General features: G+C 71.1%; 20 protein-coding genes. 6 read left to right on the forward strand and 14 right to left on the reverse strand.

Annotated elements, in window-relative coordinates:
* Positions 1-159: 159 nt before the first annotated feature.
* The 4 genes from tal to pgl are packed head-to-tail and all read left to right on the forward strand — an operon-like array spanning position 160 to position 4,807.
* On the forward strand, positions 160-1,302 hold the full coding sequence (gene tal, locus ACFWP2_RS25020; protein ID WP_380455125.1) for a transaldolase: 1,143 nt from the start codon (positions 160-162) through the stop codon (positions 1,300-1,302).
* A 57-nt stretch (positions 1,303-1,359) separates the two neighbouring features.
* Positions 1,360-2,916: a glucose-6-phosphate dehydrogenase gene (gene zwf / locus ACFWP2_RS25025; protein WP_380455276.1), complete on the forward strand. Its 1,557-nt coding sequence runs from the start codon at positions 1,360-1,362 to the stop codon at positions 2,914-2,916.
* Positions 2,913-4,022, forward strand: coding sequence for a glucose-6-phosphate dehydrogenase assembly protein OpcA (gene opcA, locus ACFWP2_RS25030; RefSeq protein WP_380455127.1), 1,110 nt, complete (start codon positions 2,913-2,915; stop codon positions 4,020-4,022). The genes zwf and opcA overlap by 4 nt, the downstream gene beginning before the upstream one ends.
* A complete protein-coding gene (gene pgl / locus ACFWP2_RS25035) occupies positions 4,019-4,807 on the forward strand; it encodes a 6-phosphogluconolactonase (RefSeq protein WP_355265233.1) in 789 nt (262 codons plus the stop codon). Before opcA ends, pgl begins: the two co-directional genes overlap by 4 nt.
* Before the next feature lie 96 nt (positions 4,808-4,903).
* Here pgl and ACFWP2_RS25040 read toward each other — a convergent pair whose 3' ends face one another.
* The 11 genes from ACFWP2_RS25040 to uvrA form a co-directional block, all read right to left on the reverse strand.
* A complete protein-coding gene (locus ACFWP2_RS25040) occupies positions 4,904-5,191 on the reverse strand; it encodes an RNA polymerase-binding protein RbpA (protein WP_030238413.1) in 288 nt (95 codons plus the stop codon).
* Positions 5,192-5,396: 205 nt separating this feature from the next.
* Positions 5,397-5,633, reverse strand: coding sequence for a preprotein translocase subunit SecG (secG, locus tag ACFWP2_RS25045; protein WP_380455130.1), 237 nt, complete (start codon positions 5,631-5,633; stop codon positions 5,397-5,399).
* An 87-nt stretch (positions 5,634-5,720) separates the two neighbouring features.
* The gene (tpiA, locus tag ACFWP2_RS25050; protein ID WP_380455132.1) at positions 5,721-6,506 is read right to left on the reverse strand and encodes a triose-phosphate isomerase; all 786 of its coding nucleotides are present in this window, start codon (positions 6,504-6,506) and stop codon (positions 5,721-5,723) included.
* A 6-nt stretch (positions 6,507-6,512) separates the two neighbouring features.
* Entirely contained in the window at positions 6,513-7,724 is a 1,212-nt protein-coding gene (locus ACFWP2_RS25055; protein WP_380455134.1) for a phosphoglycerate kinase, read from the reverse strand.
* Between the two features lie 154 nt (positions 7,725-7,878).
* On the reverse strand, positions 7,879-8,886 hold the full coding sequence (gap, locus tag ACFWP2_RS25060) for a type I glyceraldehyde-3-phosphate dehydrogenase (RefSeq protein WP_355255227.1): 1,008 nt from the start codon (positions 8,884-8,886) through the stop codon (positions 7,879-7,881).
* A 393-nt stretch (positions 8,887-9,279) separates the two neighbouring features.
* Positions 9,280-10,260 carry a DNA-binding protein WhiA gene (gene whiA, locus ACFWP2_RS25065; protein WP_360340925.1) on the reverse strand — a complete coding sequence of 327 codons (981 nt, stop codon included), beginning with the start codon at positions 10,258-10,260 and terminating at the stop codon, positions 9,280-9,282.
* Positions 10,251-11,348, reverse strand: coding sequence for a uridine diphosphate-N-acetylglucosamine-binding protein YvcK (yvcK, locus tag ACFWP2_RS25070; RefSeq protein ID WP_380455278.1), 1,098 nt, complete (start codon positions 11,346-11,348; stop codon positions 10,251-10,253). Before yvcK ends, whiA begins: the two co-directional genes overlap by 10 nt.
* Positions 11,349-11,411: 63 nt before the next feature.
* Positions 11,412-12,296, reverse strand: coding sequence for an RNase adapter RapZ (gene rapZ / locus ACFWP2_RS25075; protein WP_380455137.1), 885 nt, complete (start codon positions 12,294-12,296; stop codon positions 11,412-11,414).
* 118 nt (positions 12,297-12,414) lie between these two features.
* A complete protein-coding gene (uvrC, locus tag ACFWP2_RS25080; protein WP_380455139.1) occupies positions 12,415-14,541 on the reverse strand; it encodes an excinuclease ABC subunit UvrC in 2,127 nt (708 codons plus the stop codon).
* Between the two features lie 84 nt (positions 14,542-14,625).
* Positions 14,626-15,060 (reverse strand): Rieske (2Fe-2S) protein, encoded by a 435-nt coding sequence (locus ACFWP2_RS25085; protein WP_380455141.1) that lies wholly within the window; start codon positions 15,058-15,060, stop codon positions 14,626-14,628.
* A gap of 123 nt (positions 15,061-15,183) precedes the next feature.
* A complete protein-coding gene (gene uvrA, locus ACFWP2_RS25090; RefSeq protein ID WP_380455143.1) occupies positions 15,184-18,096 on the reverse strand; it encodes an excinuclease ABC subunit UvrA in 2,913 nt (970 codons plus the stop codon).
* A gap of 268 nt (positions 18,097-18,364) precedes the next feature.
* On the opposite strand from uvrA, the gene ACFWP2_RS25095 reads away from it, so the two are divergent.
* Positions 18,365-19,093, forward strand: coding sequence for a maleylpyruvate isomerase family mycothiol-dependent enzyme (locus tag ACFWP2_RS25095; protein WP_380455145.1), 729 nt, complete (start codon positions 18,365-18,367; stop codon positions 19,091-19,093).
* A 45-nt stretch (positions 19,094-19,138) separates the two neighbouring features.
* On the forward strand, positions 19,139-19,792 hold the full coding sequence (locus ACFWP2_RS25100; RefSeq protein WP_380455147.1) for an MBL fold metallo-hydrolase: 654 nt from the start codon (positions 19,139-19,141) through the stop codon (positions 19,790-19,792).
* Between the two features lie 107 nt (positions 19,793-19,899).
* Here the strand turns inward: ACFWP2_RS25100 and ACFWP2_RS25105 are convergent, their stop codons facing one another.
* The 3 genes from ACFWP2_RS25105 to uvrB form a co-directional block, all read right to left on the reverse strand.
* A complete protein-coding gene (locus ACFWP2_RS25105) occupies positions 19,900-20,880 on the reverse strand; it encodes a TerC family protein (protein ID WP_380455149.1) in 981 nt (326 codons plus the stop codon).
* A 198-nt stretch (positions 20,881-21,078) separates the two neighbouring features.
* Positions 21,079-21,657 (reverse strand): TerD family protein, encoded by a 579-nt coding sequence (locus tag ACFWP2_RS25110; protein WP_380455151.1) that lies wholly within the window; start codon positions 21,655-21,657, stop codon positions 21,079-21,081.
* Positions 21,658-21,980: 323 nt separating this feature from the next.
* Positions 21,981-24,071: an excinuclease ABC subunit UvrB gene (gene uvrB / locus ACFWP2_RS25115; RefSeq protein WP_380455153.1), complete on the reverse strand. Its 2,091-nt coding sequence runs from the start codon at positions 24,069-24,071 to the stop codon at positions 21,981-21,983.
* Positions 24,072-24,107 lie beyond the last annotated feature (36 nt).

Here is a 24,107-nt window from a genome sequence, read left to right on the forward strand (position 1 = left end):
AAACTGCGCGGCGCGGTTGGGGGCGTAGCCCAACCCCCCGCGGGGGTCCCAGTATCCGGACACGCGTTCGGGGCGCGGGGCGGGGTGCCCCCCCCCCGGGGGCCCCGCGGCCCTCTCCGACCACCCCACGAAGCACGAAGACAAAGGGACTGAAGCACCATGACTGACGCACTGAAGCGCCTCAGCGACGAAGGCGTTGCGATCTGGCTGGACGACCTCAGCCGCAAGCGGCTGAACTCCGGCAACCTGGCCGAACTGGTGCAGAACAAGCACGTGGTGGGCGTGACCACCAACCCGACCATCTTCCAGAAGGCCATCGCCGGCTCCGGGGACGACTCCTACGACGGCCAGCTGCGCGACCTCGCCGTCCGCAAGGTCACCACCGACGAGGCGATCCGCATGATCACCACCTCGGACGTGCGCGACGCGGCCGACGTGCTGCGCCCGGTCTACGACGCCTCCAACGGCCGCGACGGCCGGGTCTCCATCGAGGTCGACCCGCGCCTGGCGCACGAGACCGCCACCACCGTGGCCGAGGCCAAGCAGCTGTGGTGGCTGGTCGACCGCCCGAACGTCTTCATCAAGATCCCCGCCACCAAGGCCGGTCTGCCCGCGATCGCCGAGGTCATCGGCAAGGGCATCAGCGTCAACGTCACGCTGATCTTCTCGCTGGAGCGCTACAAGGCCGTCATCGACGCCTACCTGACCGGTCTGGAGGCCGCCAAGGCCAAGGGCCTGGACCTGTCCCAGATCGAGTCGGTCGCCTCCTTCTTCGTCTCCCGCGTGGACACCGAGATCGACAAGCGCCTGGACAAGATCGGCGGCGAGGCCCGGAACCTGCGCTCCAAGGCCGCGCTGGCCAACGCCCGCCTCGCCTACCAGGCGTACGAGGAGGTCTTCGGCAGCGTCGACGGCAAGACCGCCGGCAGCGCCCGCTGGGCCGCCCTGGAGGCCGCCGGCGCCAAGCCGCAGCGCCCGCTGTGGGCCTCGACCGGCGTCAAGGACCCGGCCCTGCCGGACACCCTGTACGTCACCGAGCTGGTCGCCCCCGGCACCGTCAACACGATGCCCGAGGCCACCCTGGACGCCACCGCCGACCACGGCGTGGTCACCGGCAACACCATCGTCCCCAACTACGCCGACGCCAAGGCCGTGCTGGACGCGATCGCCGCGGCCGGCGTGGACTACGACGACGTCGTCCAGCTGCTGGAGGACGAGGGCGTCGAGAAGTTCGAGCAGTCCTGGAAGGAGCTGCTCGACACCGTCACCGCCTCGCTCGCCTCCTTCGCCGACGAGAAGTGACCCCTGCTCACAGCCAGCGCACGAAAGGCCCATCAAGTGAGCACTGATTTCCCCGAGTTGACGTCGGAATCGGACGCGGACGACCTCCCGTCCGCCCCCGTCAACCCGCTTCGTGACCCCTCCGACCGGCGGCTCCCGCGCATCGCGGGGCCGTCCGGCCTGGTCATCTTCGGGGTCACCGGCGACCTGTCCCGCAAGAAGCTGATGCCGGCCATCTACGACCTGGCCAACCGCGGTCTGCTTCCGCCGGGCTTCTCCCTCGTCGGCTTCGCCCGCCGCGAGTGGGACGACGAGGACTTCGCCAAGGAGGTCCACGACGCCGTCCGGGACCACGCCCGCACCCCGTTCCGGGAGGAGGTCTGGCAGCAGCTCGCCAAGGGCATGCGCTTCGTCCACGGCACCTTCGACGACGACGACGCCTTCGACAAGCTGCGCGAGACCATCGAGGAGCTGGACAAGGCCCAGGGCACCGGCGGCAACTTCGCCTTCTACCTGTCCGTCCCGCCGAAGTTCTTCCCCACCGTCGTCCAGCAGCTCAAGAAGCACGGCCTGGCCGACCCCCCGCAGGGCTCCTGGCGCCGCGCGGTCATCGAGAAGCCCTTCGGCCACGACCTGGAGAGCGCGCAGGAGCTCAACAAGGTCGTCCACGAGGTCTTCCCCCGGGACGAGGTCTTCCGGATCGACCACTACCTGGGCAAGGAGACGGTCCAGAACATCCTGGCGCTGCGCTTCGCCAACCAGATGTTCGAGCCGATCTGGAACCGGTCGTACGTCGACCACGTGCAGATCACCATGGCCGAGGACATCGGCATCGGCGGCCGGGCCGGCTACTACGACGGCATCGGCTCCGCCCGTGACGTGATCCAGAACCACCTGCTCCAGCTGATGGCGCTCACCGCCATCGAGGAGCCGGCGTCCTTCCACCCCAAGGCGCTGGTGGCCGAGAAGCTCAAGGTGCTCAGCGCCGTCAAGCTCCCGGCCGACCTCGGTCAGCACACCGTGCGCGGCCAGTACGCGTCCGGCTGGCAGGGCGGCGAGGAGGTCGTCGGCTACCTGGACGAGGACGGGATCGACCCGGAGTCCAAGACCGACACCTACGCGGCCATCAAGCTGGAGATCAACAACCGCCGCTGGGCGGGCGTCCCGTTCTACCTGCGGACCGGCAAGCGCCTGGGCCGCCGGGTCACCGAGATCGCGGTCGTCTTCCAGCGCGCCCCGTACCTGCCCTTCGACTCCTACGCGACCGAGGAGCTGGGGCAGAACGCCCTGGTCATCCGGGTCCAGCCGGACGAGGGCGTGACGGTGCGGTTCGGCTCCAAGGTGCCGGGCACCTCCTTCGAGGTCCGGGACGTCACGATGGACTTCGCCTACGGCGAGTCCTTCACCGAGTCCAGCCCGGAGGCGTACGAGCGGCTCATCCTCGACGTGCTGCTCGGCGACGCCAACCTGTTCCCGCGTCACCAGGAGGTCGAGCTCTCCTGGCAGATCCTCGACCCGATCGAGAAGTACTGGGACACCCACGGCAAGCCCGCCCAGTACGCGGCGGGGACCTGGGGCCCCGTCGAGGCGGACGAGATGCTCGCACGAGACGGCAGGAGCTGGCGCCGGCCATGAAGATCGACCTCACCAACACGACGTCCAGCAAGATCAACGCCGCGCTGATGGAGGCGCGCCGGGCCCGCGGTTCCGGCGCCGCCGGCATGGTGCTCACCCTGGTGATAGTGACCGACGAGGGCAGCGCCTACGACGCCCTCAAGGCCGCCAACGACGCCTCCCGCGAGCACCCGATGCGCACCCTCGCGGTGATCAAGCGCGCCGGGCGCTCGCCCCGGGCCCGCGCCGAGACCCGGCTGGACGCCGAGATCCTGGTCGGCTCGGACGCCGGCTCCGGCGAGACGGTCGTCCTGCGGATGCACGGCGAACTCGCCGCGCACGCCCAGTCGGTGGTCCTGCCGCTGCTGCTGCCGGACGCCCCGACCGTCGTCTGGTGGCCGGACAACGCTCCGCTGCACCCGGCGCAGGACCCGCTGGGCTCGATCGCCCAGCGCCGGATCACCGACGCCGTCACCGCCGAGTCCCCGGTCGGCCAGCTCGCCCAGCGCGCGCAGAGCTACACCCCGGGCGACACCGACCTGGCCTGGACCCGGATCACCGGCTGGCGCTCGATGCTGGCCGCCGCGCTGGACCAGCGGCCGTCCACGATCGTCTCCGCGGTGGTCGAGGGCGAGTCCTACAACCCCAGCGTGGAGCTGCTCGGCCTGTGGCTGAACAACCGGCTGCACGTGCCGGTCGAGCGGGTCGTCACCAACGGCCCGGGCATCACCGCCGTGCACCTGCGCACCAAGGACGGGGACATCACCCTGGACCGCCCGGACGGCCTGCTGGGCACGCTCTCCATGCCCGGCTCGCCGGACCGCCAGGTGGCGCTCAAGCGGCGCGAGACCTCGGAGCTGATCGCCGAGGAGCTGCGCCGTCTGGACCCGGACGACATCTACGCGACGGCCGTGCGCACGCCCGTCGACCGGCTGGACGAGCCGACCAACGCCGAGACCGCGGCGGCGGAGAAGGTCGCCCGGGAGGTCGCCGAGGAGGCCGAGGACGCCGTCGAGCAGGCCGCCGAGGCCGCCGTGGCCAACCCGGACCGGGTGACCGTCGAGACGTCGGACAAGAAGCCCGCCCGGAAGGCCGCCGGCAAGCGCACCACCAAGGAAGGCGCATGACCAACGCGACCCCGCAGCTGGTCGTCCACCGGGACAAGGAGCTGATGGCCCAGGCGGCCGCGGCCCGGCTGATCACCCGGATCGTGGACGCCCAGGCCGCCCGCGGCAGCGCCTCGGTGGTGCTCACCGGCGGTCGCAACGGCAACGCCCTGCTGGCCGCGATCGCCGCCTCCCCGGCGCGCGACGCGGTCGACTGGGGCCGGCTGGACCTCTGGTGGGGCGACGAGCGCTTCCTGCCCGCCGCCGACCCGGACCGCAACGCCGTCCAGGCCCGCGCCGAGCTGCTGGACGCCGTCCCGCTCGACCCGGCGCGGGTGCACGAGATGCCCGCCTCGGACGGGGTGGACGGCTCGGACGTGGAGGCCGCCGCCGCCCGCTACGCCGAGGAGCTGGCGAAGGCGGCCGGCCCGGGCGACCGGCTCGGCGTCCCGGCCTTCGACGTGCTGCTGCTCGGCGTCGGCCCGGACACCCACGTCGCCTCGCTCTTCCCCGAGCACCCGGGCGTGCGGGAGACCGAGCTGACCGTGGTCGGCGTGCGCGGGGCCCCCAAGCCCCCGCCGACCCGGATCTCGCTCACCCTCCCGGCGATCCGCACCGCCCGCGAGGTCTGGCTGCTGGCCGCCGGGGAGGACAAGGCGGGCGCGGTCGCGCTGGCCCTGTCCGGCCCCGGCGAGCTCCAGGCGCCCGCCTCCGGCGCGTACGGCCGCAGCCGCACCCTGTGGCTGCTGGACCGCGCCGCCGCGGAGCGGATCCCGCCGCAGCTCTACCCGCCGGCCTCCGCCTGACCGGTCCCGGCCATGCCGAAGGGCGCCACCGTCACTCGACGGTGGCGCCCTTCGTCGTGCTGCTGTCGCCGTTCGGCTCGGACCCTTCGGCCGGGCTCAGATCTCGCCGCGGAGCTTCGCCAGCGCCTCGGCCAGGATCGCCTCGCCGTCGGCGTCGGTGCGCCGCTCGCGGACGTACGCGAGGTGGGTCTTGTACGGCTCGTTGCGCGAGGGTGCCGGCGGGTTGTGCTGGTCCTGCCCCGCGGGGAAGCCGCAGCGCGGGCAGTCCCAGGTGTCCGGGATCGCCGCTTCGGCGGCGAAGCTGGGACGGGTCTCGTGCTTGTTCGCGCACCAGAAGGAGATCCGGTTGCGCGGGGCGGACTCGCCGCGCTCCGCCTCGCCCATCGGGCCGGCCCCGACCCTGCTGCCACGGATGGCATTGCCACTTGCCACGGTCTGACTCCCTGCGTACTGGTGCGCCGACCCGCCGCGGTGCGCGTCGGTGGCGAAAGTCGTCCTAGTGTAAGCAGGAGTTAAGCATCCGCCACCATCGCCTCCGCACCCGACCGCTACAGGATAAGCGCTCGGGCGACGGGGCGTCAGGAATACGTCAGACCGAGGTCTTCATCAGCAGGCCCAGGACGATGATGGAGGCGAACCATCCCACGCCGACCACGATGGTGATGCGGTCCAGGTTGCGCTCGGCCACCGCCGAACCGCCGCCGGTGGAGATCGCGCCACCGCCGAACATGTCGGACAGGCCGCCGCCCTTCCCCTTGTGCAGCAGCACCAGCAGGATCATCAGCAGACTGAAGATGATCAGGGCAATCGAGAACCCGAGAACCACGACGGGACCAACTCTCTCGTATCTTCGGCGAAGGGGCCGGGCCGCGTACGGCGGTCCGGCCCCAAAGCCTACGTTGCTGCGGCGGCGTTAGCCTACTGCCTGCTCACGGTAGCGCACGATCTTGACGAACTCGTCGGCGTCCAGCGAGGCACCGCCGACCAGGCCGCCGTCGATGTCCGGCTTGGCCATCAGGCCGGCCGCGCTCGACGACTTCACCGAACCGCCGTACAGCACGCGGACCTTGCCGGCCAGCTCGGCGTCGTACAGCTCGGCGATCCGCTGACGGATGGCGGCGCAGACCTCCTGCGCGTCCTCCGGGGTGGCCACCTCGCCGGTGCCGATCGCCCAGACCGGCTCGTAGGCGACCACGATCGACTCGGCCTGGTGGGCCGGGACGTCGGCCAGGCCGCCGTCCAGCTGGGCCAGGGTGTACTCGACGTGGGTGCCGGCCTTGCGGATCTCCAGCGGCTCGCCGACGCACAGGATCGGGGTGACCCCGGCCCGGTAGGCGGCCTTCACCTTGGCGTTGACGATCTCCTCGTTCTCGCCGTGGTACTGGCGGCGCTCGGAGTGGCCGATCACCGCGTAGGTGCACTGGAGCTTGGCCAGCATCGGGCCGGAGACCTCGCCGGTGTAGGCCCCGCCGTCGTGCTGCGAGATGTCCTGCGAGCCGTACTTGATCTTCAGCTTGTCGCCGAAGACCAGGGTCTGCACCGAGCGCAGGTCGGTGAACGGCACCAGGACGGCGACCTCGACGGCCTCGTAGTCCTTGTCGGCCAGCGCGAAGGCCAGCTTCTGGGTGTGCTGGATGGCCTCAAGGTGGTTGAGGTTCATCTTCCAGTTGCCCGCCATCAGCGGGAGACGGTCGGTCATGTGTTTTCAGTCCTCCAGAGCGGCGAGGCCGGGGAGGGTCTTGCCCTCCAGGTACTCCAGGCTGGCACCGCCGCCGGTCGAGATGTGTCCGAAGGCGTTCTCGTCGAAGCCCAGGATGCGGACGGCCGCGGCGGAGTCGCCGCCGCCGACCACGGTGAACGCGTCGCTGTCCAGCAGGGCCTGCGCGACGGCCTTGGTGCCGTTCGCGTAGTCCGGGTGCTCGAAGACGCCCATCGGGCCGTTCCAGAACACCGTGCCCGCGTCGGCCAGCTTGGCCGCGTACAGCTCGCGGGTCTTCGGGCCGATGTCCAGGCCCTCCTTGTCGGCCGGGATGGCGTCCGCGGCGACGAGCTCCGGGTTCGCCGGAGCCTTGGTCTTGAGGTCCGGGAAGTCGGAGGAGACCAGGACGTCGACCGGCAGGACGAACTCGACGCCCCGCTTCTCGGCCTCGGCCAGGTACTGCAGGCAGACCGGGATCTGGTCCTCCTGGAGCAGCGAGATGCCGACCTCGTGGCCCTTGGCCTTGAGGAAGGTGTACGCCATGCCGCCGCCGATCAGGATCTTGTCGGCCTTCTTCAGCAGGTTGTCGATCACACCGAGCTTGTCGGAGACCTTGGCACCGCCGAGCACCACCACGTACGGGCGGGCGACGTCGTCGGTGAGCTTCTTCAGCACGCCGACCTCGGTGGCGATCAGGTCGCCGGCGGCGTGCGGCAGCAGGGCCGGCAGGTCGAAGACCGAGGCGTGCTTGCGGTGCACGGCACCGAAGCCGTCGCCCACGTACAGGTCGGCCAGCGCGGCCAGCTGCTCGGCGAAGGCCTTGCGCTCGGCGTCGTCCTTGCTGGTCTCGCCGGCGTTGAAGCGCAGGTTCTCCAGCAGCGCGACCTCGCCGTTCGCCAGCCCGGCGACGACGGCCGCGGCGCTGTCACCGACGGTGTCGGTGGCGAAGGCGACGGGCTTGCCGAGGATCTCGCCGAGGCGCTCGGCCGCCGGGGCGAGCGAGAACTTCGGGTCCGGCTCGCCCTTGGGGCGGCCGAGGTGCGAGGCGACGACGACCTTCGCGCCGGCCGCGGCCAGCTTGGCGATGGTCGGCGCGACGGCGCGGATGCGGCCGTCGTCGGTGATCGTGGCGCCGTCCAGCGGCACGTTCAGGTCGGCGCGCACGAAGACGCGCTTGCCTTCGACACCGGCTTCGATGAGCTCTTCGATGGTCTTCACGGGGATTCGGTTTCTCCTGGGGAGATGGTTGATGCGCAGTGAGGCGGCACGGCGCAGGGGCCGCCTGAGAAGTCCTTGAGCGCGGAACGAGGGCCCGGCCGGCACCGTACGCCGCCCGGGCCCTCGCCCCTACATCACGTCAGCTCCCGCAAGGTCAGAGCTGTCCGCCGACGAGGGTGACCAGGTCGACGACGCGGTTCGAGTAGCCCCACTCGTTGTCGTACCAGCCGAGCACCTTGACCTGGTTGCCCTGGACCATGGTGAGCTGGCTGTCGAAGATGCAGGAGGCCGGGTCGTTCACGATGTCCGAGGAGACGATCGGGTCCTCGGTGTAGGACAGGATGCCCTTGAGCGGGCCCTCCTGGGCGGCCTTCTGGAAGGCCGCGTTGACCTCGTCCTTGGTGACCTCGCGCTCCAGGGTGACGACCAGGTCCGTGATGGAGCCGGTCGGGACCGGGACGCGCAGCGAGGTGCCGTCCAGCTTGCCCTTCAGCTCCGGCAGGACCAGGGCGGTCGCCTTGGCGGCACCGGTCGAGGTCGGGATGATGTTCTGGCTCGCCGCACGAGCACGGCGCAGGTCCTTGTGCGGGAAGTCCAGGGTGACCTGGTCGTTGGTGAACGCGTGGACGGTGGTCATCAGACCCTTGACGATGCCGAAGGCCTCGTTCAGCACCTTGGCCATCGGCGCCACGCAGTTGGTGGTGCAGGAGGCGTTGGAGATGACGTGGTGGTTGGCCGCGTCGTACTTCTCGTCGTTGACGCCCAGGACGATGGTGACGTCCTCGTCGGTCGCGGGCGCCGAGATGATGACCTTCTTCGCGCCGGCGGCGAGGTGCTTCTTCGCAGCCTCGGCCTTCGTGAAGATGCCGGTGGACTCGACGACGATGTCGGCGCCCAGAGCGGCCCACGGGAGGTTGGCCGGGTCACGCTCGGCGGTCACCTTGAAGGTGTGGCCGTCGACGGTGATGCTGTCCTCGGTGTGCGAGACCTCGGCCTGGAGGGTACCCAGGGTGGTGTCGTACTTCAGCAGGTGAGCCAGGGTCTTCGTGTCGGTGAGGTCGTTGACACCGACGATCTCGATGTCCGCGCCCTGAGCCTTGACCGCGCGGAAGAAGTTGCGGCCGATGCGGCCGAAGCCGTTGATGCCTACCCGGATCGTCACGAACCGATCTCCTCGTTAGGTACGCCGGGCGCGAGGCCCGGCGGGGGTGAGATTTGGGAAGTCCCCGACCGCCTATGACCCTACCCCTCCGGGGCCTGGGACGGCACATCGCGTCGCCTGGTGAGACTGGGCGTGGCGCGGCTGAAACCCGATATCAGGCCGTCCGGCCTTGTTCCGCCGGGCAGTTGGTCCCGGGCCAATGGTCTCTACCAATTCGGGGGTTCCGACGGGTCCGGAGGGCCGCTCAGAGGGCCGTCCGGAGGGCCGTTTGGAGGGTTGCTCGGAGGGCCGTTTGGAGGGCCGCTCGGAGGGGGGCCGGGGACGCCCGGAAACGCCGACGGCCGGCGCCCCGGATCGGGTCGCCGGCCGTGTCGCCGTCACGGAGCGTGAAGGTCAGTTCAGCGCCATCTCGTCGGTGAGGCTCGCCTCGGTGCTCGGCAGGCCGAGCTCGGAGGCCCGCTTGTCGGCCATCGCCAGCAGGCGGCGGATCCGGCCGGCCACCGCGTCCTTGGTCAGCGGCGGGTCGGCGAGCGCACCCAGCTCCTCCAGTGAGGCCTGCTTGTGCTGCATCCGCAGCTGGCCGGCCGCGGCCAGGTGCTCGGGCACCTCGTCGCCGAGGATCTCCAGCGCGCGGGCCACCCGGGCGCCGGCCGCCACCGCGGCCCGGGCCGAGCGGCGCAGGTTGGCGTCGTCGAAGTTGGCCAGCCGGTTGGCGGTGGCGCGCACCTCGCGCCGCATCCGGCGCTCCTCCCAGGCCAGCACCGACTCGTGCGCGCCGAGCCGGGTCAGCAGGGCGCCGATCGCGTCGCCGTCCCGGATCACCACCCGGTCGACGCCGCGCACCTCGCGGGCCTTGGCCGGGATGCCGAGCCGGCGGGCGGCGCCGACCAGGGCGAGGGCGGCCTCGGAGCCGGGGCAGGTGATCTCCAGCGAGGAGGAGCGACCCGGCTCGGTGAGCGAGCCGTGCGCCAGGAAGGCCCCGCGCCACGCAGCCTCGGCGTCGCAGGTGGCCCCCGAGACGACCGCCGGGGGCAGCCCCCGGATCGGACGACCACGGCCGTCCACCAGCCCGGTCTGGCGCGCGAGCAGCTCGCCGTCCTTGACCACCCGGACCACGAAGCGGCTGCCGCGGCGCAGTCCGCCGGGGGCCATGACCACGAGGTCCGAGGAGTGCCCGAAGATCTCCAGCAGGTCCTTGCGCAGCCGCCGTGCCGCCGCTCCGGTGTCCAGCTCCGCCTCGATCACGATGCGGCCGCTCACGATGTGCAGTCCGCCCGCGAACCGCAGGATCGCCGACACCTCCGCCTTGCGACAGCAGGCCCGGGTGACCGGGAGCCGGCTGATCTCGTCCTTCACCGCTGGAGTCATCGCCATGGCCCGATCCTTCCATGTGTCCGGAAAATCCGGTCGTACGCTGCCGCCAACAGCTCGGGGTCGTGTCGCGGCGTCCCGTCGGTGCGGGCCACCGAGTCGAGCACCAGAGCCGCGCCCATCCGTTCGGCGGCCTTCTCCAGTCCGTCCAGGTCGGCCTGGCCGAAGGCCCCGCCGGTGACGGCGCGCTCGTCCACCAGGATCGCATCCACGGCGAGGCCCGGAGCGTGGTCGGCGATGACCTCCAGGTGACGCTGCGGCGTGAAGCCCTCGGTCTCCCCGGGCTGGGGGGCCAGGTTCAGGGTGAGCAGCCGGCGGGCGCGGGTCTCGGTGAGCGCCGCGGCCAGCTCGGGCACCAGCAGGTGCGGCAGCACGCTGGTGAACCAGGAGCCGGGGCCGAGTACCACCCAGTCCGCCTCCCGGACGGCGGTGACCGCCTCCGGGACGGCGGGCGGCTCGTCCGGCAGCAGCCGGATCGACTGCACGGTGCCGGGGGTCACCGCGACGTCGGCCTGGCCGCGGACGGCCGTGACCTCGCCGGGCCGCCGCGGGTCGTGGCCGCGGACGGTCGCCTCGATGTCCAGCGGCACCGCCGACATCGGCAGCACCCGGCCCTGCACGTTGAGCAGCCGGCCGACCCAGTCCAGTGCCGCCACCGGGTCGCCCAGCTTCTCCCAGAGCGCGACGATCAGCAGGTTGCCCACCGCGTGGCCGCCGAGCTCGCCGTTGCCGGTGAAGCGCTGCTGGATCACCTCGGACCAGGTGCGGCCCCAGTCGTCGTCCCCGCACAGCGCGGCCAGCGCCTTGCGCAGGTCGCCCGGGGGCAGCACGCCCAGCTCCTCGCGCAGCCGGCCGCTGGAACCGCCGTCGTCGGCGACGGTGACCACCGCGGTGAGGTCGGTGGTGAGCCGGCGCAGCGCGGACAGCGAGGCGGACAGGCCCTGCCCGCCGCCCAGCGCGGTGATCCTGGGCGCCGGGTTGGCGCGGGAGGGACTGCTGCGGGGACGGCCCGGCGCCGGGGGCCGGGCCGGGCTTCCCGCCCGGTCACCGGTCCTGCTCTGCGGCTGCCGCCCGGGCACGTATCCCGCCACAATCACCTCGCGTTCCTCGGCCCGCCGACCGCTCCGCCGGCGGCCCCGGCAGGGAGGCGGCGGTTACTCCCGTCCCATGTCACGGTGGACGAGCACCGTCTCGACTCCGTCGGCGATGAGACGCTTGGTCAGACGCTCGGACATGGCGACGCTGCGGTGCTTGCCACCGGTGCAGCCTACGGCAAGCGTCATGTAGCGCTTCCCCTCGCGGCGGTATCCCTCGGTGATGACGCGCAGCAGCTGGGCGTATCCGTCCAGGAACTCGTTGGCTCCGGGCTGCTGGAAGACGTAGTCGGCGACGTCCGCGTCGGTGCCGGTGCGGGCCCGCAGTTCGGGCACCCAGTGCGGGTTGGGCAGGAAGCGGCAGTCCACCACGAGGTCGGCGTCGACCGGCAGGCCGTACTTGAAGCCGAAGGACATCACGGTGGCCCGCAGCTCGGGCTCGTCGTGGTCGGCGAACTGGGCGTCCAGCTTGGCGCGCAGCTGGTGCACGTTGAGGTTGGAGGTGTCGATCACCAGGTCGGCCTCGCCGCGCAGGTCGCGCAGCAGGTCGCGCTCCTGGGCGATGCCGTCCACGATCCGGCCGTCGGCCTGCAGCGGGTGCGGGCGGCGGACGCTCTCGAAGCGGCGCACCAGCGCCTCGTCGGAGGAGTCCAGGAAGACGACCCGGAGCCGGACCCCGCGCTTCTCCAGCTCGTCCAGCGAGGTGAGCAGGTCGTCGAAGAACTGCCGGCCGCGGACGTCCACGACCACGCCGATCCGGGCGACGTTGCCCTGGGAGCGTGCGCCCAGGTCGACCATGGTCGGGATCAGGGCCGGCGGCAGGTTGTCCACCACGAACCAGCCGAGGTCCTCCAGGCACTTGGCCGCGGTGGAGCGGCCGGCTCCGGACATCCCGGAGATGATCACCAGCTCCGGCGCGTTCTCGGCCACGTCTGACACGGTCACTTCGGTTCCCCGCTCTCGGTCTTTCTGCTGGGGAGAACGCGTACGGCTCGGCCGCCCTTCCCCGGCCCGGGCAGGCGGGCGGGGCCGGGGCACACCGGCTGACGGGCGGCGTCGGCCGTCATGGCGTCTCCTGGGATGGTGCGGTCTGGGGTGTTGCGGTCACCGGCTCGGCGGCCTGCTCGGCCCCGTCCTCGATGATCTCGCCGGTCGCGGTGTTGACCGCGGGTGCGGCGGGTGTACGGGACGACAACGCCTCCGCAACAGTCTGCGCGGTGCGGCGTCCGATGCCGGGTACCTCGCAGAGCTCGTCCACGGTGGCGGCCCGGAGCTTCTTCAGCGAGCCGAAGTGCTTGAGCAGCGCCCGGCGGCGAGTCTCGCCGAGGCCCGGGACGGAGTCCAGTTCCCCGGCGGTGAGTCGCTTGGAACGCTTGTTGCGCTGATAGCTGATCGCGAAGCGGTGCGCCTCGTCGCGGACCCGCTGGAGCAGGTAGAGGCCCTCGCTGGAGCGGGGCAGCACCACCGGGTCGTCCTCGCCGGGCAGCCAGACCTCCTCCAGCCGCTTGGCCAGGCCGCACAGCGCGACGTCGTCGATGCCGAGCTCGTCCAGGGCGCGCCTGGCGGCGGCGACCTGCGGCTGCCCGCCGTCGACGACCAGCAGCTGGGGCGGGTAGGCGAAGCGCTTGGGGCGGCCGTCGTCGGTGCGCGGGCCGTCCTCGGTGCGCGGGCCGTCCTCGGTGCGCGAGCCGTCCTCGGTGCGCGAGCCGTCGTCGGTGCGCGGGCCGTCGTCGATGCGCGGGCCGTCCTCGGGCTGGTCGTCCTCGGACTCCGGGACGGCCCACTCGCCGGTCTGCTCGCGCTCCCGGAGGTAGCGGCGGAAGCGCCGGCTGATCACCTCGTGCATCGAGCGGACGTCGTCCTGGCCCTCGAATCCCTTGATCTGGAAGCGCCGGTACTCGCTCTTGCGGGCCAGGCCGTCCTCGAAGACGACCATGGAGGCGACCACGTCCTCGCCCTGGAGGTGGGAGATGTCGTAGCACTCGATGCGCAGCGGGACGGAGTCCAGTTCCAGCGCGTCGGCGATCTCCTGCAGGGCGCGGCTGCGGGTGGTGAGGTCGGAGGCGCGCTTGGTCTTGTGCAGCGCGAGCGCCTGCTGGGCGTTGCGCTGCACGGTGGCCATCAGGTCCTTCTTGTCGCCGCGCTGGGGGATGCGCAGGTCGACCTGGCTGCCGCGCAGGCCGCTCAGCCACTCGCGGACCGGCTCCACCGGGTCGGGCAGGGCGGGGACGAGCACCTCGCGCGGAACGGACTCGCCGCCGCCGTAGAGCTGCTGGAGGGCGTGCTCGACCAGGCCGGCGGTGTCGACGTCCTCGACCTTGTCGGTGACCCAGCCGCGCTGGCCGCGCACCCGGCCGCCGCGGACGTGGAAGATCTGCACGGCGGCTTCGAGCTCGTCCTCGGCGAGGGCCAGCAGGTCGGCGTCGGTGGCGTCGGCGAGCACGATGGCGTTCTTCTCCATCGCGCGCTTGAGGGCGCCGATGTCGTCCCGCAGCCGGGCCGCCTTCTCGTACTCCAGCTCGGCGGCGGCCTCCTGCATCTGCTCTTCCAGCCGGCGCAGGTAGTTGCCGGTGCGCCCAACCATGAAGTCGCAGAAGTCCTCGGCCAGCGCGCGGTGTTCGTCCGCCGAGACCTTGCCGACGCAGGGCGCGGCGCACTTGCCGATGTAGCCGAGCAGGCAGGGCCGGCCGACCTGGCGGGCGCGCCTGAAGACGCCGTTGGAGCAGGTGCGGACCGGGAAGACGCGCAGCAGCAGGTCGACCGTCTCGCGGATCGCCCAGGCGTGCCCGTACGGGCCGAAGTAGCGCACGCCCTTCTTGTGCGCCCCGCGCATCACCTGGACCCGGGGGTACTCCTCGTCGAGGGTGACGGCGAGTTCCGGATAGCTCTTGTCGTCGCGGTACTTGACGTTGAACCGCGGGTCGAACTCCTTGATCCAGGAGTACTCCAGCTGGAGCGCCTCGACCTCGGTGCCGACCACGGTCCACTCCACCGAGGCGGCGGTGGTGACCATGGTCGCGGTGCGCGGGTGGAGACCGGCCAGGTCCTGGAAGTACGAGGACAGGCGCGGCCGCAGGCTCTTGGCCTTGCCGACGTAGATGACCCGGCCGTGGGCGTCGCGGAACCGGTAGACCCCGGGGGAGGTCGGGATCGCACCGGGCGCGGGGCGGTAGGTGCTCGGGTCAGCCATGGGTCCACCGTACCGAGTGGGGCCAGGGCCGCGGGGCGGAGATCGTCAGGGAGGACCGTGGCGGTCGGGAGGCGCTCAACTGGGTCAGCTCGGGGTCACCTTGAGGTTGCCGCCCTCGACCGTGACGGTGTAGGCGGGCAGCGGGGAGGGGGCCGGTCCGTCCTGCACGGCGCCGTCGGTGCTGGCGAAGCGGCTGCCGTGGCAGGGGCACTGGATCTGGTTGTTCTTCACCTGGTCCACGAGGCAGCCGGCGTGGGTGCAGCGGGCGTTGAACGCCTTGTACTGGCCGGCGGTGGGCTGGGTCACCACGATCTTCTGCTCGCGGTAGACCTTGCCGCCGCCCTCCGGCACGGCCGAGGCCGGGCCGAGGTCGACCGGGCCCTTGGGGGCGCCGTGGTCGGAGGAGGAGCTGCTGCATCCGGTGACCGCCACGGTGCCGCCGGCCGCCAGGACGGCCGCGGCCCCGCAGAGCAGGGTGCGGCGGGAGGCGGCGGGGGTGGTCTCGGAGGCCTCGGACATCGGTGTGCTCCTACGGTTTCTGCTGCGGCGAGGGACCACGGAAGTCTATGCCGCGCCACCCCGCCGCTCCCGGGCCGCCCGGACGGTGCGGGCGGCGGGGAGCGGCGGGGTGGGCGGACGGGACTACTTCTTCGCGGCGGCCGCGCGCTTGCGCGGCGCCTTCTTCGCCGGGGCGGCCGCCGGGGCGTCCGCGAAGCCGTCCGGCAGGATGTCCCGCAGGAACTTGCCGGTGTGGCTCTCCGGGACGGCGGCGATCTGCTCCGGGGTGCCCTCGGCGACCACCGTGCCGCCGCCGGAGCCGCCCTCGGGGCCCATGTCGACGATCCAGTCGGCGGTCTTGATCACGTCGAGGTTGTGCTCGATGACGATCACCGTGTTGCCCTTCTCCACCAGCCCGCTGAGCACCTTGATCAGCTTGCTGATGTCCTCGAAGTGCAGGCCGGTGGTGGGTTCGTCCAGCACGTAGACCGTCCGCCCGGTGGAGCGCTTCTGGAGCTCCGAGGCGAGCTTGACGCGCTGCGCCTCACCGCCGGAGAGGGTGGGCGCGGACTGGCCGAGCCGGACGTAGCCGAGGCCGACGTCGTTGAGCGTGCGCAGGTGCCGGGCGATCGCCGGGACGGCCTCGAAGAACGCCAGGGCCTCCTCGATCGGCATGTCCAGCACCTCGGCGATGGACTTGCCCTTGTAGTGGACCTCCAGCGTCTCCCGGTTGTACCGGGCGCCGTGGCAGACCTCGCACGGCACGTAGACGTCCGGCAGGAAGTTCATCTCGATCTTGATGGTGCCGTCGCCCGAGCAGTTCTCGCAGCGGCCGCCCTTGACGTTGAAGGAGAACCGGCCGGGCAGGTAGCCGCGGACCTTGGCCTCCTGCGTCTCCGCGAAGAGCCGGCGGACGTGGTCGAACACCCCGGTGTAGGTGGCCGGGTTGGAGCGCGGGGTGCGGCCGATCGGCGACTGGTCGACGTGCACCACCTTGTCCACCTGGTCGGTGCCGGTGATCCGGGTGTGCCGGCCGGGCACGCTGCGGGCGCCGTTCAGCTCCCGCGCGAGGTGGGTGTACAGGATGTCGTTGACCAGCGTGGACTTGCCGGAGCCGGAGACGCCGGTGATCGCCGTGAAGGTGCCCAGCGGGAAGCCGACCGTGACGTCCTTGAGGTTGTGCTCGCGGGCGCCGTGGACGGTCAGCTGGCGCTTCTTGTCCCGCTCGCGGCGGGTGGCCGGGATCGGGATGGACCGCTTGCCGGAGAGGTACTGGCCGGTCAGCGACTCCTTGTTGGTGAGCAGCTGCTTCAGCGAGCCGGAGTGCACCACCTTGCCGCCGTGCTCGCCGGCGCCCGGGCCGATGTCGACCACCCAGTCCGCGGTCTTGATGGTGTCCTCGTCGTGCTCGACGACGATCAGGGTGTTGCCGATGTCGCGCAGCCGCACCAGCGTCTCGATCAGCCGGTGGTTGTCCCGCTGGTGCAGGCCGATGGACGGCTCGTCCAGCACGTACAGCACACCGACCAGGCCGGAGCCGATCTGGGTGGCCAGCCGGATGCGCTGGGCCTCGCCGCCGGACAGGGTGCCGGCCGCGCGGTCGAGCGAGAGGTAGTCCAGGCCGACGTCGACCAGGAAGCGCAGCCGCTCGTTGACCTCCTTGAGGACCCGCTCGGCGATCTGCTTGTCCCGGGCGTTCAGCTTCATCGCGCCGAGGAACTCGGAGCAGTCGCTGATCGACATCGAGGAGACCTCGGCGATCGACCTGCCCTCGACGGTGACCGCCAGCACCACCGGCTTGAGCCGGGTGCCCTGGCACGTCGGGCAGGGCACCTCGCGCATGTAGCCCTCGAAGCGCTCGCGGCTGCTGTCGCTCTCCGCCTCGGTGTGCCGGCGCTGGATGAACGGGATCGCGCCCTCGAAGCCGGTGCTGTACGAGCGCTCCCGGCCGAAGCGGTTGCGGTAGCGGACCTGCACCTGGTGCTTGTGGCCGTACAGCAGCGCCTTCTTGGCCCGGGCGGGCAGCCCGGCCCAGGGGATGTCGGTGCGGAAGCCGAGCTCCTCGGCCAGCGCGTCGATCAGGCGCTGGAAGTACTCCTTGGCGTGCCCGGCCGACCACGGGTGGATCGCGCCCTCGTCGAGCGAGCGCTCGACGTCCGGCACGACCAGCTCCGGGTCGACCTCCATCCGGTTGCCCAGGCCCGAGCAGTCCGGGCAGGCGCCGAACGGCGAGTTGAAGGAGAACGAGCGCGGCTCCAGCTCCTCGAACGACACGTCGTCGTACGGGCAGTAGAGGTGCTCGGAGTACATCCGCTCGCGCTCCGGGTCGTCCTCGGGGAGGTCGACGAAGTCGAGCACGACCATGCCGCCGGACAGCCGCAGGGCCGTCTCCACCGAGTCGGTGAGCCGCCGCTTGGCGCTGTCCTTGACGGTCAGGCGGTCGATCACCACCTCGATGGTGTGCTTCTCCTGCTTCTTGAGCTTCGGCGGCTCGGCGAGCTGGATCGTCCCGCCGTCGACCCGGGCGCGGGAGTAGCCCTTGGACTGGAGGTCGGCGAAGAGGTCGACGAACTCGCCCTTGCGCTCGCGCACCACCGGGCTCAGCACCTGGAAACGGGTGCCCTCGGCGAGCTCCAGCACCTTGTCCACGATCGCCTGCGGCGACTGCTTGGCGATCGGACGGCCGCAGTGCGGACAGTGCGGCTTGCCGATCCGGGCGAACAGCAGGCGCAGGTAGTCGTAGACCTCGGTGATGGTGCCGACGGTCGAACGGGGGTTGCGGTTGGTGGACTTCTGGTCGATCGAGACGGCCGGGGAGAGGCCCTCGATGAAGTCCACGTCGGGCTTGTCCATCTGCCCGAGGAACTGACGGGCGTAGGAGGACAACGACTCGACGTAGCGGCGCTGGCCCTCGGCGAAGATCGTGTCGAAGGCGAGCGAGGACTTGCCGGAGCCGGAGAGGCCCGTGAAGACGATGAGGGAGTCGCGGGGCAGGTCGAGCGAGACGTTCTTGAGATTGTGCTCACGAGCACCGCGGACGATGAGGCGGTCGGCCACTGCTTCTGGCGCCTTTCTCCGGGGCGAGACGGCTTGCGGTGTGTATCGGTACTTCTTCCAGGATGCGGCAGCCAGCCTATAGCTCAGACGTTCGAATATCGACTCTGTCCAGCGGGGACCACCCGAACGAGTGACGGCCGGTCCCGGGCCGTCCGCACCCGGACCGAAAAACCCCCTGATCAACGCCCGGAATCGGCGGTAGCGTCGGCTGGTCAACGAGCGAAGCCCACCCCGGGCAACGCCCCGTTCCGTACGGAAGGCAGATTCGATGACCGACCCGCAGTCCGCCGCCGCCTCCTGGCTGAGCCAGGTCGAGGAGAGCACCCGGCGCGTGCTGGGCACCGCCGCCGAGCTGAAGCCCGACGCCGTCGCCGAACCCTCCGCCCTCCCCGGCTGGACCCGCGGCCACGTGCTGGCCCACCTCGCCCGCAACGCCGACTCCCTGGTCAACCTGCTGACCGGCGCCCGCACCGGCACCGACATCCCGCAGTACGCCGACCACGAGGCCCGCGACCGGGACATCGAGCGCGACGCGCCGCGCCCGCCGGACGTCCAGCTCGCCGACCTGCGCGACTCCCACGCCCGCTTCGCCGAGGCCGCCGCACTGATGGACCCCGAGGCCTGGGCGGCGTCCGTCAAGCACCGCTTCGGCTACGTCTTCCCCGCCTCGGAGATCCCGCACAAGCGGCTGCTGGAGCTGGAGTACCACCACGTCGACCTGGCCGCCGGCTACACCCCGGCGGACTGGCCCGAGTCCTTCGCCGTCGCCGAGTTCCGCAAGCTCGCCTCGAACCTGGCCGGGCAGGCCGACCTGCCCGCCGTGGAGCTGGTCGCCGAGGACACCGGGGACCGCGCCGCGATCGGCGACGGCGCCCCGGCCCTGACCGTCGAGGGCCCGGTCCGCGCGCTGACCGCCTGGCTCTCCGGCCGCTCCACCGGCGACGACCTGCGCCACGCCCCCGGCACGGACCTCCCCCGGCTTCCCCCCATGGGCTGACGGCGCGAGGATGATCCCAGGAGCCACTGGAGAGGGAGCGAACGGATGACGTACCACGGAGCGGTCAAGGTCGGCGGAGCGCCGGACGTGCGGGAACTGGCCCACCTGATCATCACCAAGGTGGCCGTCGGCCCGTACGACAACAACGCCTACCTGCTGCGCTGCCGGGCCACCGACGAGCAGCTCCTGATCGACGCGGCCGCCGACGCGCCGGTGCTGCTGGAGACCGTCGGGGACGACCTCGAAACGGTGGTCACCACCCACCGGCACCACGACCACTGGGGCGCGCTGGCCGAGGTGGTCGCCACCACCGGCGCCCGGACGGCAGCCGGCGAGCACGACGCCGAGGGCATCGACGTCCCCACCGAGCTGCTGCTCGCGGACGGCGCCGGGCTGCGGGTCGGCGACGTCGAGCTCACCGTCCGGCACCTGGTCGGCCACACCCCCGGCGCGATCGTGCTGATCTACGACGACCCCCAGGGCCACCCGCACGTGTTCACCGGCGACTGCCTCTTCCCCGGCGGCGTCGGCAACACCTGGGGGGACCCGGAGGCCTTCAGGACGCTCTACCGCGACGTCACCGAGAAGATCTTCGACGCCCTGCCCGACGAGGCCTGGGTCTACCCCGGCCACGGCAACGACACCACCCTCGGGGCCGAGCGCCCGCACCTCGAGGAGTGGCGCGAGCGGGGCTGGTAGGCCCCGTACCGCACGGCCGAGGCCCCCGCGACCGGAAAGCGGTCACGGGGGCCTCGGCGGTGCCGTGGCGGCGCCGTGCGGCGGGCTCGGCCCGGCCGGCGCCAAGATCAGGCGTCGAGCTTCTCGCGCTCGGCGTGCTCGGCCTTCTTCGAGGCCCGCAGGCTGGTGAAGGTGGTGATCGCCAGGACCACCACGATGAAGCCCAGCGAGAACGGGATGCCGATCTCCGGGGCCCAGTGCGCGCCCGCCTCGTGCGCGGCGTGCAGCACCAGCTTCACGCCGATGAAGCCGAGGATCACCGACAGGCCGTACGACAGGTGGACCAGCTTCTTCAGCAGGCCGCCGATCAGGAAGTACAGCTGGCGCAGGCCCATCAGGGCGAAGGCGTTGGCGGTGAAGACGACGTACGGGTCCTGGGTCAGGCCGAAGATGGCCGGGATCGAGTCCAGGGCGAACAGCACGTCGGTGGTGCCGATCGCCAGCATGACGATCAGCATCGGGGTGATCAGCCGGCGGCCGTTCTCCCGGACGAACAGCCTGGTGCCGCGGTAGTCCTCGGTGGCCGGGAAGCGGCGGGTGATCGACTTGAGGACGCGGTTCTCCTCGAACTCCTCCTCGCCCTCCTCCTCGGCGCGGGCCTCCTTGATCAGCTTCCAGGCCGTCCAGATCAGGAAGGCGCCGAAGATGAAGAACACCCAGGAGAACTCGGCGACCAGCGCGGCGCCGCCGGCGATGAACACCGCCCGGAGCACCAGCGCGATGATCACACCGAACATCAGCACGCGCTGCTGGTAGATCCTGGGCACCGCGAACTTGCCCATGATCAGGATGAACACGAAGAGGTTGTCGACACTGAGCGACTTCTCGGTGATGTAGCCGGCGAAGAACTCACCCGCCGGCGCCCCACCGGAGTGCCACCAGAGGAAGCCACCGAAGAGCACCGCCAAGGCGACCCAGACGGCCGTCCAGATCCCGGCCTCCTTGATCGAGACCTCGTGCGGCTTGCGCCCTCCGATGAAGAAGTCGGCCACGATCAGTGCGATCAGCACACCGATCGTGCTGACCCACATGGTTACGGAAACGTCCACTACTGCTCCTCCGGCAGGTAGGCGAGACAGTCATCGTCACTGCCGGAGGTCTCTTCCGCCCATCGGGCCAGCGCCCCGGGGTGCCGCGACGGGCACCCGTGATGACGGGGTCGGCTGTCGAGGAATACTCCCCTCCGCTGCCAACGAGGGTAACAGGAGGGGCAAGGAAAGGTAAAGAAGGTAAAGGACCGTCAGGGCTCAGAGGTACGGCTCGATCGCCGGCAGCAGATCCTGGAAGGTCCGCCCCTTGGCCGGCGCGCCGATCGCCTGCATCTCCCAGCCGCCGTTGCCGTCCCTGACCACCTTGGCCATGATCTGCCCGGTGTGCGGCCCGCCGCCCGCCAGCTCGTAGCGGGCCAGCTCCAGCCCGGTCGTCTCGTCCACCAGCCGGCAGTGCGCCCGCTGCACCTCGGCGAAGGTCTGCCCGGTGTACGAGCTCACCGTGAACACCACCTGGGTGATGTTCACGGGCACGTGCACCAGGTCGACCAGGATCGCCTCGTCGTCCTCGGCCCCGGAGCCGCCCTCCAGGTTGTCGCCGGTGTGCCGCACGGAGCCGTCGTTGCTCTCCAGGTGCGAGAAGAACACCACGTCCGACGGGGTCCGCTCGGCGTACAGCAGCGCCGAGGCGTCCAGGTCGACCTTCCGGGTACGGCTGCCGAACAGCCCGCGCTTGGGGACGGCCCGCCAGCCGAGGCCCATCCGGACCACGGTCAGGGCGGCGCCCTGCTCCTTCTGGAGGCTGACCCGCTGCCCCTTGGCCAGGTTCACCGACACGACGTTGTCCTCTCTGCCGGCCGCGCGGTCACACCCGCGCGGCTCCACGGTGGAACACCCCGTCGCCGTCCCCCGGCTGAGGCCCCCTCTGCGTACGGCCCGCAACCCCGTCCCGAGGGCACGATGCCGCAGGCCAGCCTATGGCCTGCGGCACCCCGGCCCCCCTCGGGTTTCCCCGTTTGTGGCAAGGCTGAGACACCGGTGGGCTTGACGGGTGCCATTCCGGCCAAGCCCGGCCACCGCGCGGGCGCCGCGGTGGCCGCGTCGGCGCCCCCTCCGGCGCGCCTCTCCGGCGTGCCCCTCCGGTGTGCCTGCGCCGCCGCCTACGCCACACCGGCCTCGCGCATCTGCCGCAGCTCCTTCTTCAGCTCCTTGACCTCGTCCCGCAGCCGGGCCGCGACCTCGAACTGGAGGTCGGCGGCGGCCGTGTGCATCCGGTCGGTCATCTCCTGGATCAGGTCCGCCAGTTCGGCGGCCGGCCGGGACTTGCCCGGCTTGCGGTCCGCGCCCAGCGCCGGCACCGGGGCCTTGCCCTTGCCCTGGTTGCGGTAACCGGTGGAGAGCAGCTCGTCGGTGTCCACGTCCTCGCGGGCGAGGGTGTCCAGGATGTCGCCGATCTTCTTGCGCAGCGGCTGCGGGTCGATCCCGTGCTCCTTGTTGTAGGCCTGCTGCACGACCCGGCGCCGGTTGGTCTCGTCGATGGCCTTCTCCATCGCGGGGGTGATCCTGTCCGCGTACATGTGGACCTGGCCGGAGACGTTCCGGGCGGCGCGGCCGATCGTCTGGATCAGCGAGGTGCCGGAGCGCAGGAAGCCCTCCTTGTCCGCGTCCAGGATCGCCACCAGCGACACCTCGGGCAGGTCCAAGCCCTCGCGCAGCAGGTTGATGCCGACCAGCACGTCGAACCGGCCCGCCCGCAGCTCCCGCAGCAGCTCCACCCGGCGCAGCGTGTCCACGTCGCTGTGCAGGTACCGGACCCGGATGTCCAGGCCGAGCATGTAGTCGGTGAGGTCCTCGGCCATCTTCTTGGTCAGCGTGGTGATCAGGACCCGCTCGTCCCGCTCGACCCGCTGGCGCACCTCGTGCACCAGGTCGTCGATCTGCCCCTCGGTCGGCTTGACGATCACCTCGGGGTCGATCAGGCCGGTCGGGCGGATGATCTGCTCGACCTGGCCGTCGCCGCGCGACAGCTCGTACGGGCCGGGCGTCGCCGACAGGTAGACCGTCTGCCCGATCCGCTCCAGGAACTCCTCCCACTTCAGCGGGCGGTTGTCCATCGCGGAGGGCAGCCGGAAGCCGTGCTCGACCAGGGTGCGCTTGCGCGAGGCGTCGCCCTCGTACATCGCGCCGATCTGCGGGACGGTGACGTGCGACTCGTCGATGACCAGGAGGAAGTCCTCCGGGAAGTAGTCCAGCAGGGTGTTCGGCGGGGAGCCGGGCTCGCGGCCGTCGAAGTGCATCGAGTAGTTCTCGACGCCCGAGCAGGTGCCGATCTGGCGCAGCATCTCGATGTCGTAGGTGGTGCGCATCCGCAGCCGCTGGGCCTCCAGCAGCTTGCCCTGCTTCTCCAGCCGGGCGAGCGTGCCCTCCAGCTCCTTCTCGATGCCGGTGATCGCGCGCTCCATGCGCTCGGGGCCGGCCACGTAGTGCGAGGCGGGGAAGACGTGGACGGAGTCGTCCTGGCTGATGATCTCACCGGTGAGCGGGTGCAGGGTGTACAGCGCCTCGATCTCGTCGCCGAACATCTCGATCCGGACGGCGAGCTCCTCGTACACCGGGAAGATCTCGATGGTGTCGCCGCGGACCCGGAAGGTGCCGCGGGTGAAGGCCACGTCGTTGCGCGCGTACTGGATGTCGACGAAGCGGCGCAGCAGGTCGTCCCGGTCGATCTCCTGGCCGACCTTGAGCCGCACCATGCGGTCCACGTACTCCTGCGGGGTGCCGAGGCCGTAGATGCAGGAGACCGAGGCGACCACGACCACGTCCCGGCGGGTGAGCAGCGAGTTGGTCGCCGAGTGGCGCAGCCGCTCGACCTCCTCGTTGATCGAGGAGTCCTTCTCGATGTAGGTGTCCGTCTGCGGGACGTACGCCTCGGGCTGGTAGTAGTCGTAGTACGAGACGAAGTACTCGACCGCGTTGTTCGGCAGCAGCTCGCGGAACTCGTTGGCCAGCTGCGCGGCCAGCGTCTTGTTCGGCGCCATCACCAGGGTGGGCCGCTGCAGCTTCTCGATCATCCAGGCCGTGGTGGCCGACTTGCCGGTACCGGTGGCACCGAGCAGCACGACGTCCTTCTCCCCTCCCCTGATCCGCCGCTCCAGCTCGGCGATCGCCGCCGGCTGGTCACCGTTCGGCTGGAAGGGACTGACGACCTCGAAGGGCGCCACGGACCGCTCAATACTCGTGATGGGACGCACCACTCAACGGTACGACCCACCACTGACAACCGGGTC

This window comes from Kitasatospora sp. NPDC058444, from assembly GCF_042721415.1.
Classification (GTDB): domain Bacteria; phylum Actinomycetota; class Actinomycetes; order Streptomycetales; family Streptomycetaceae; genus Kitasatospora.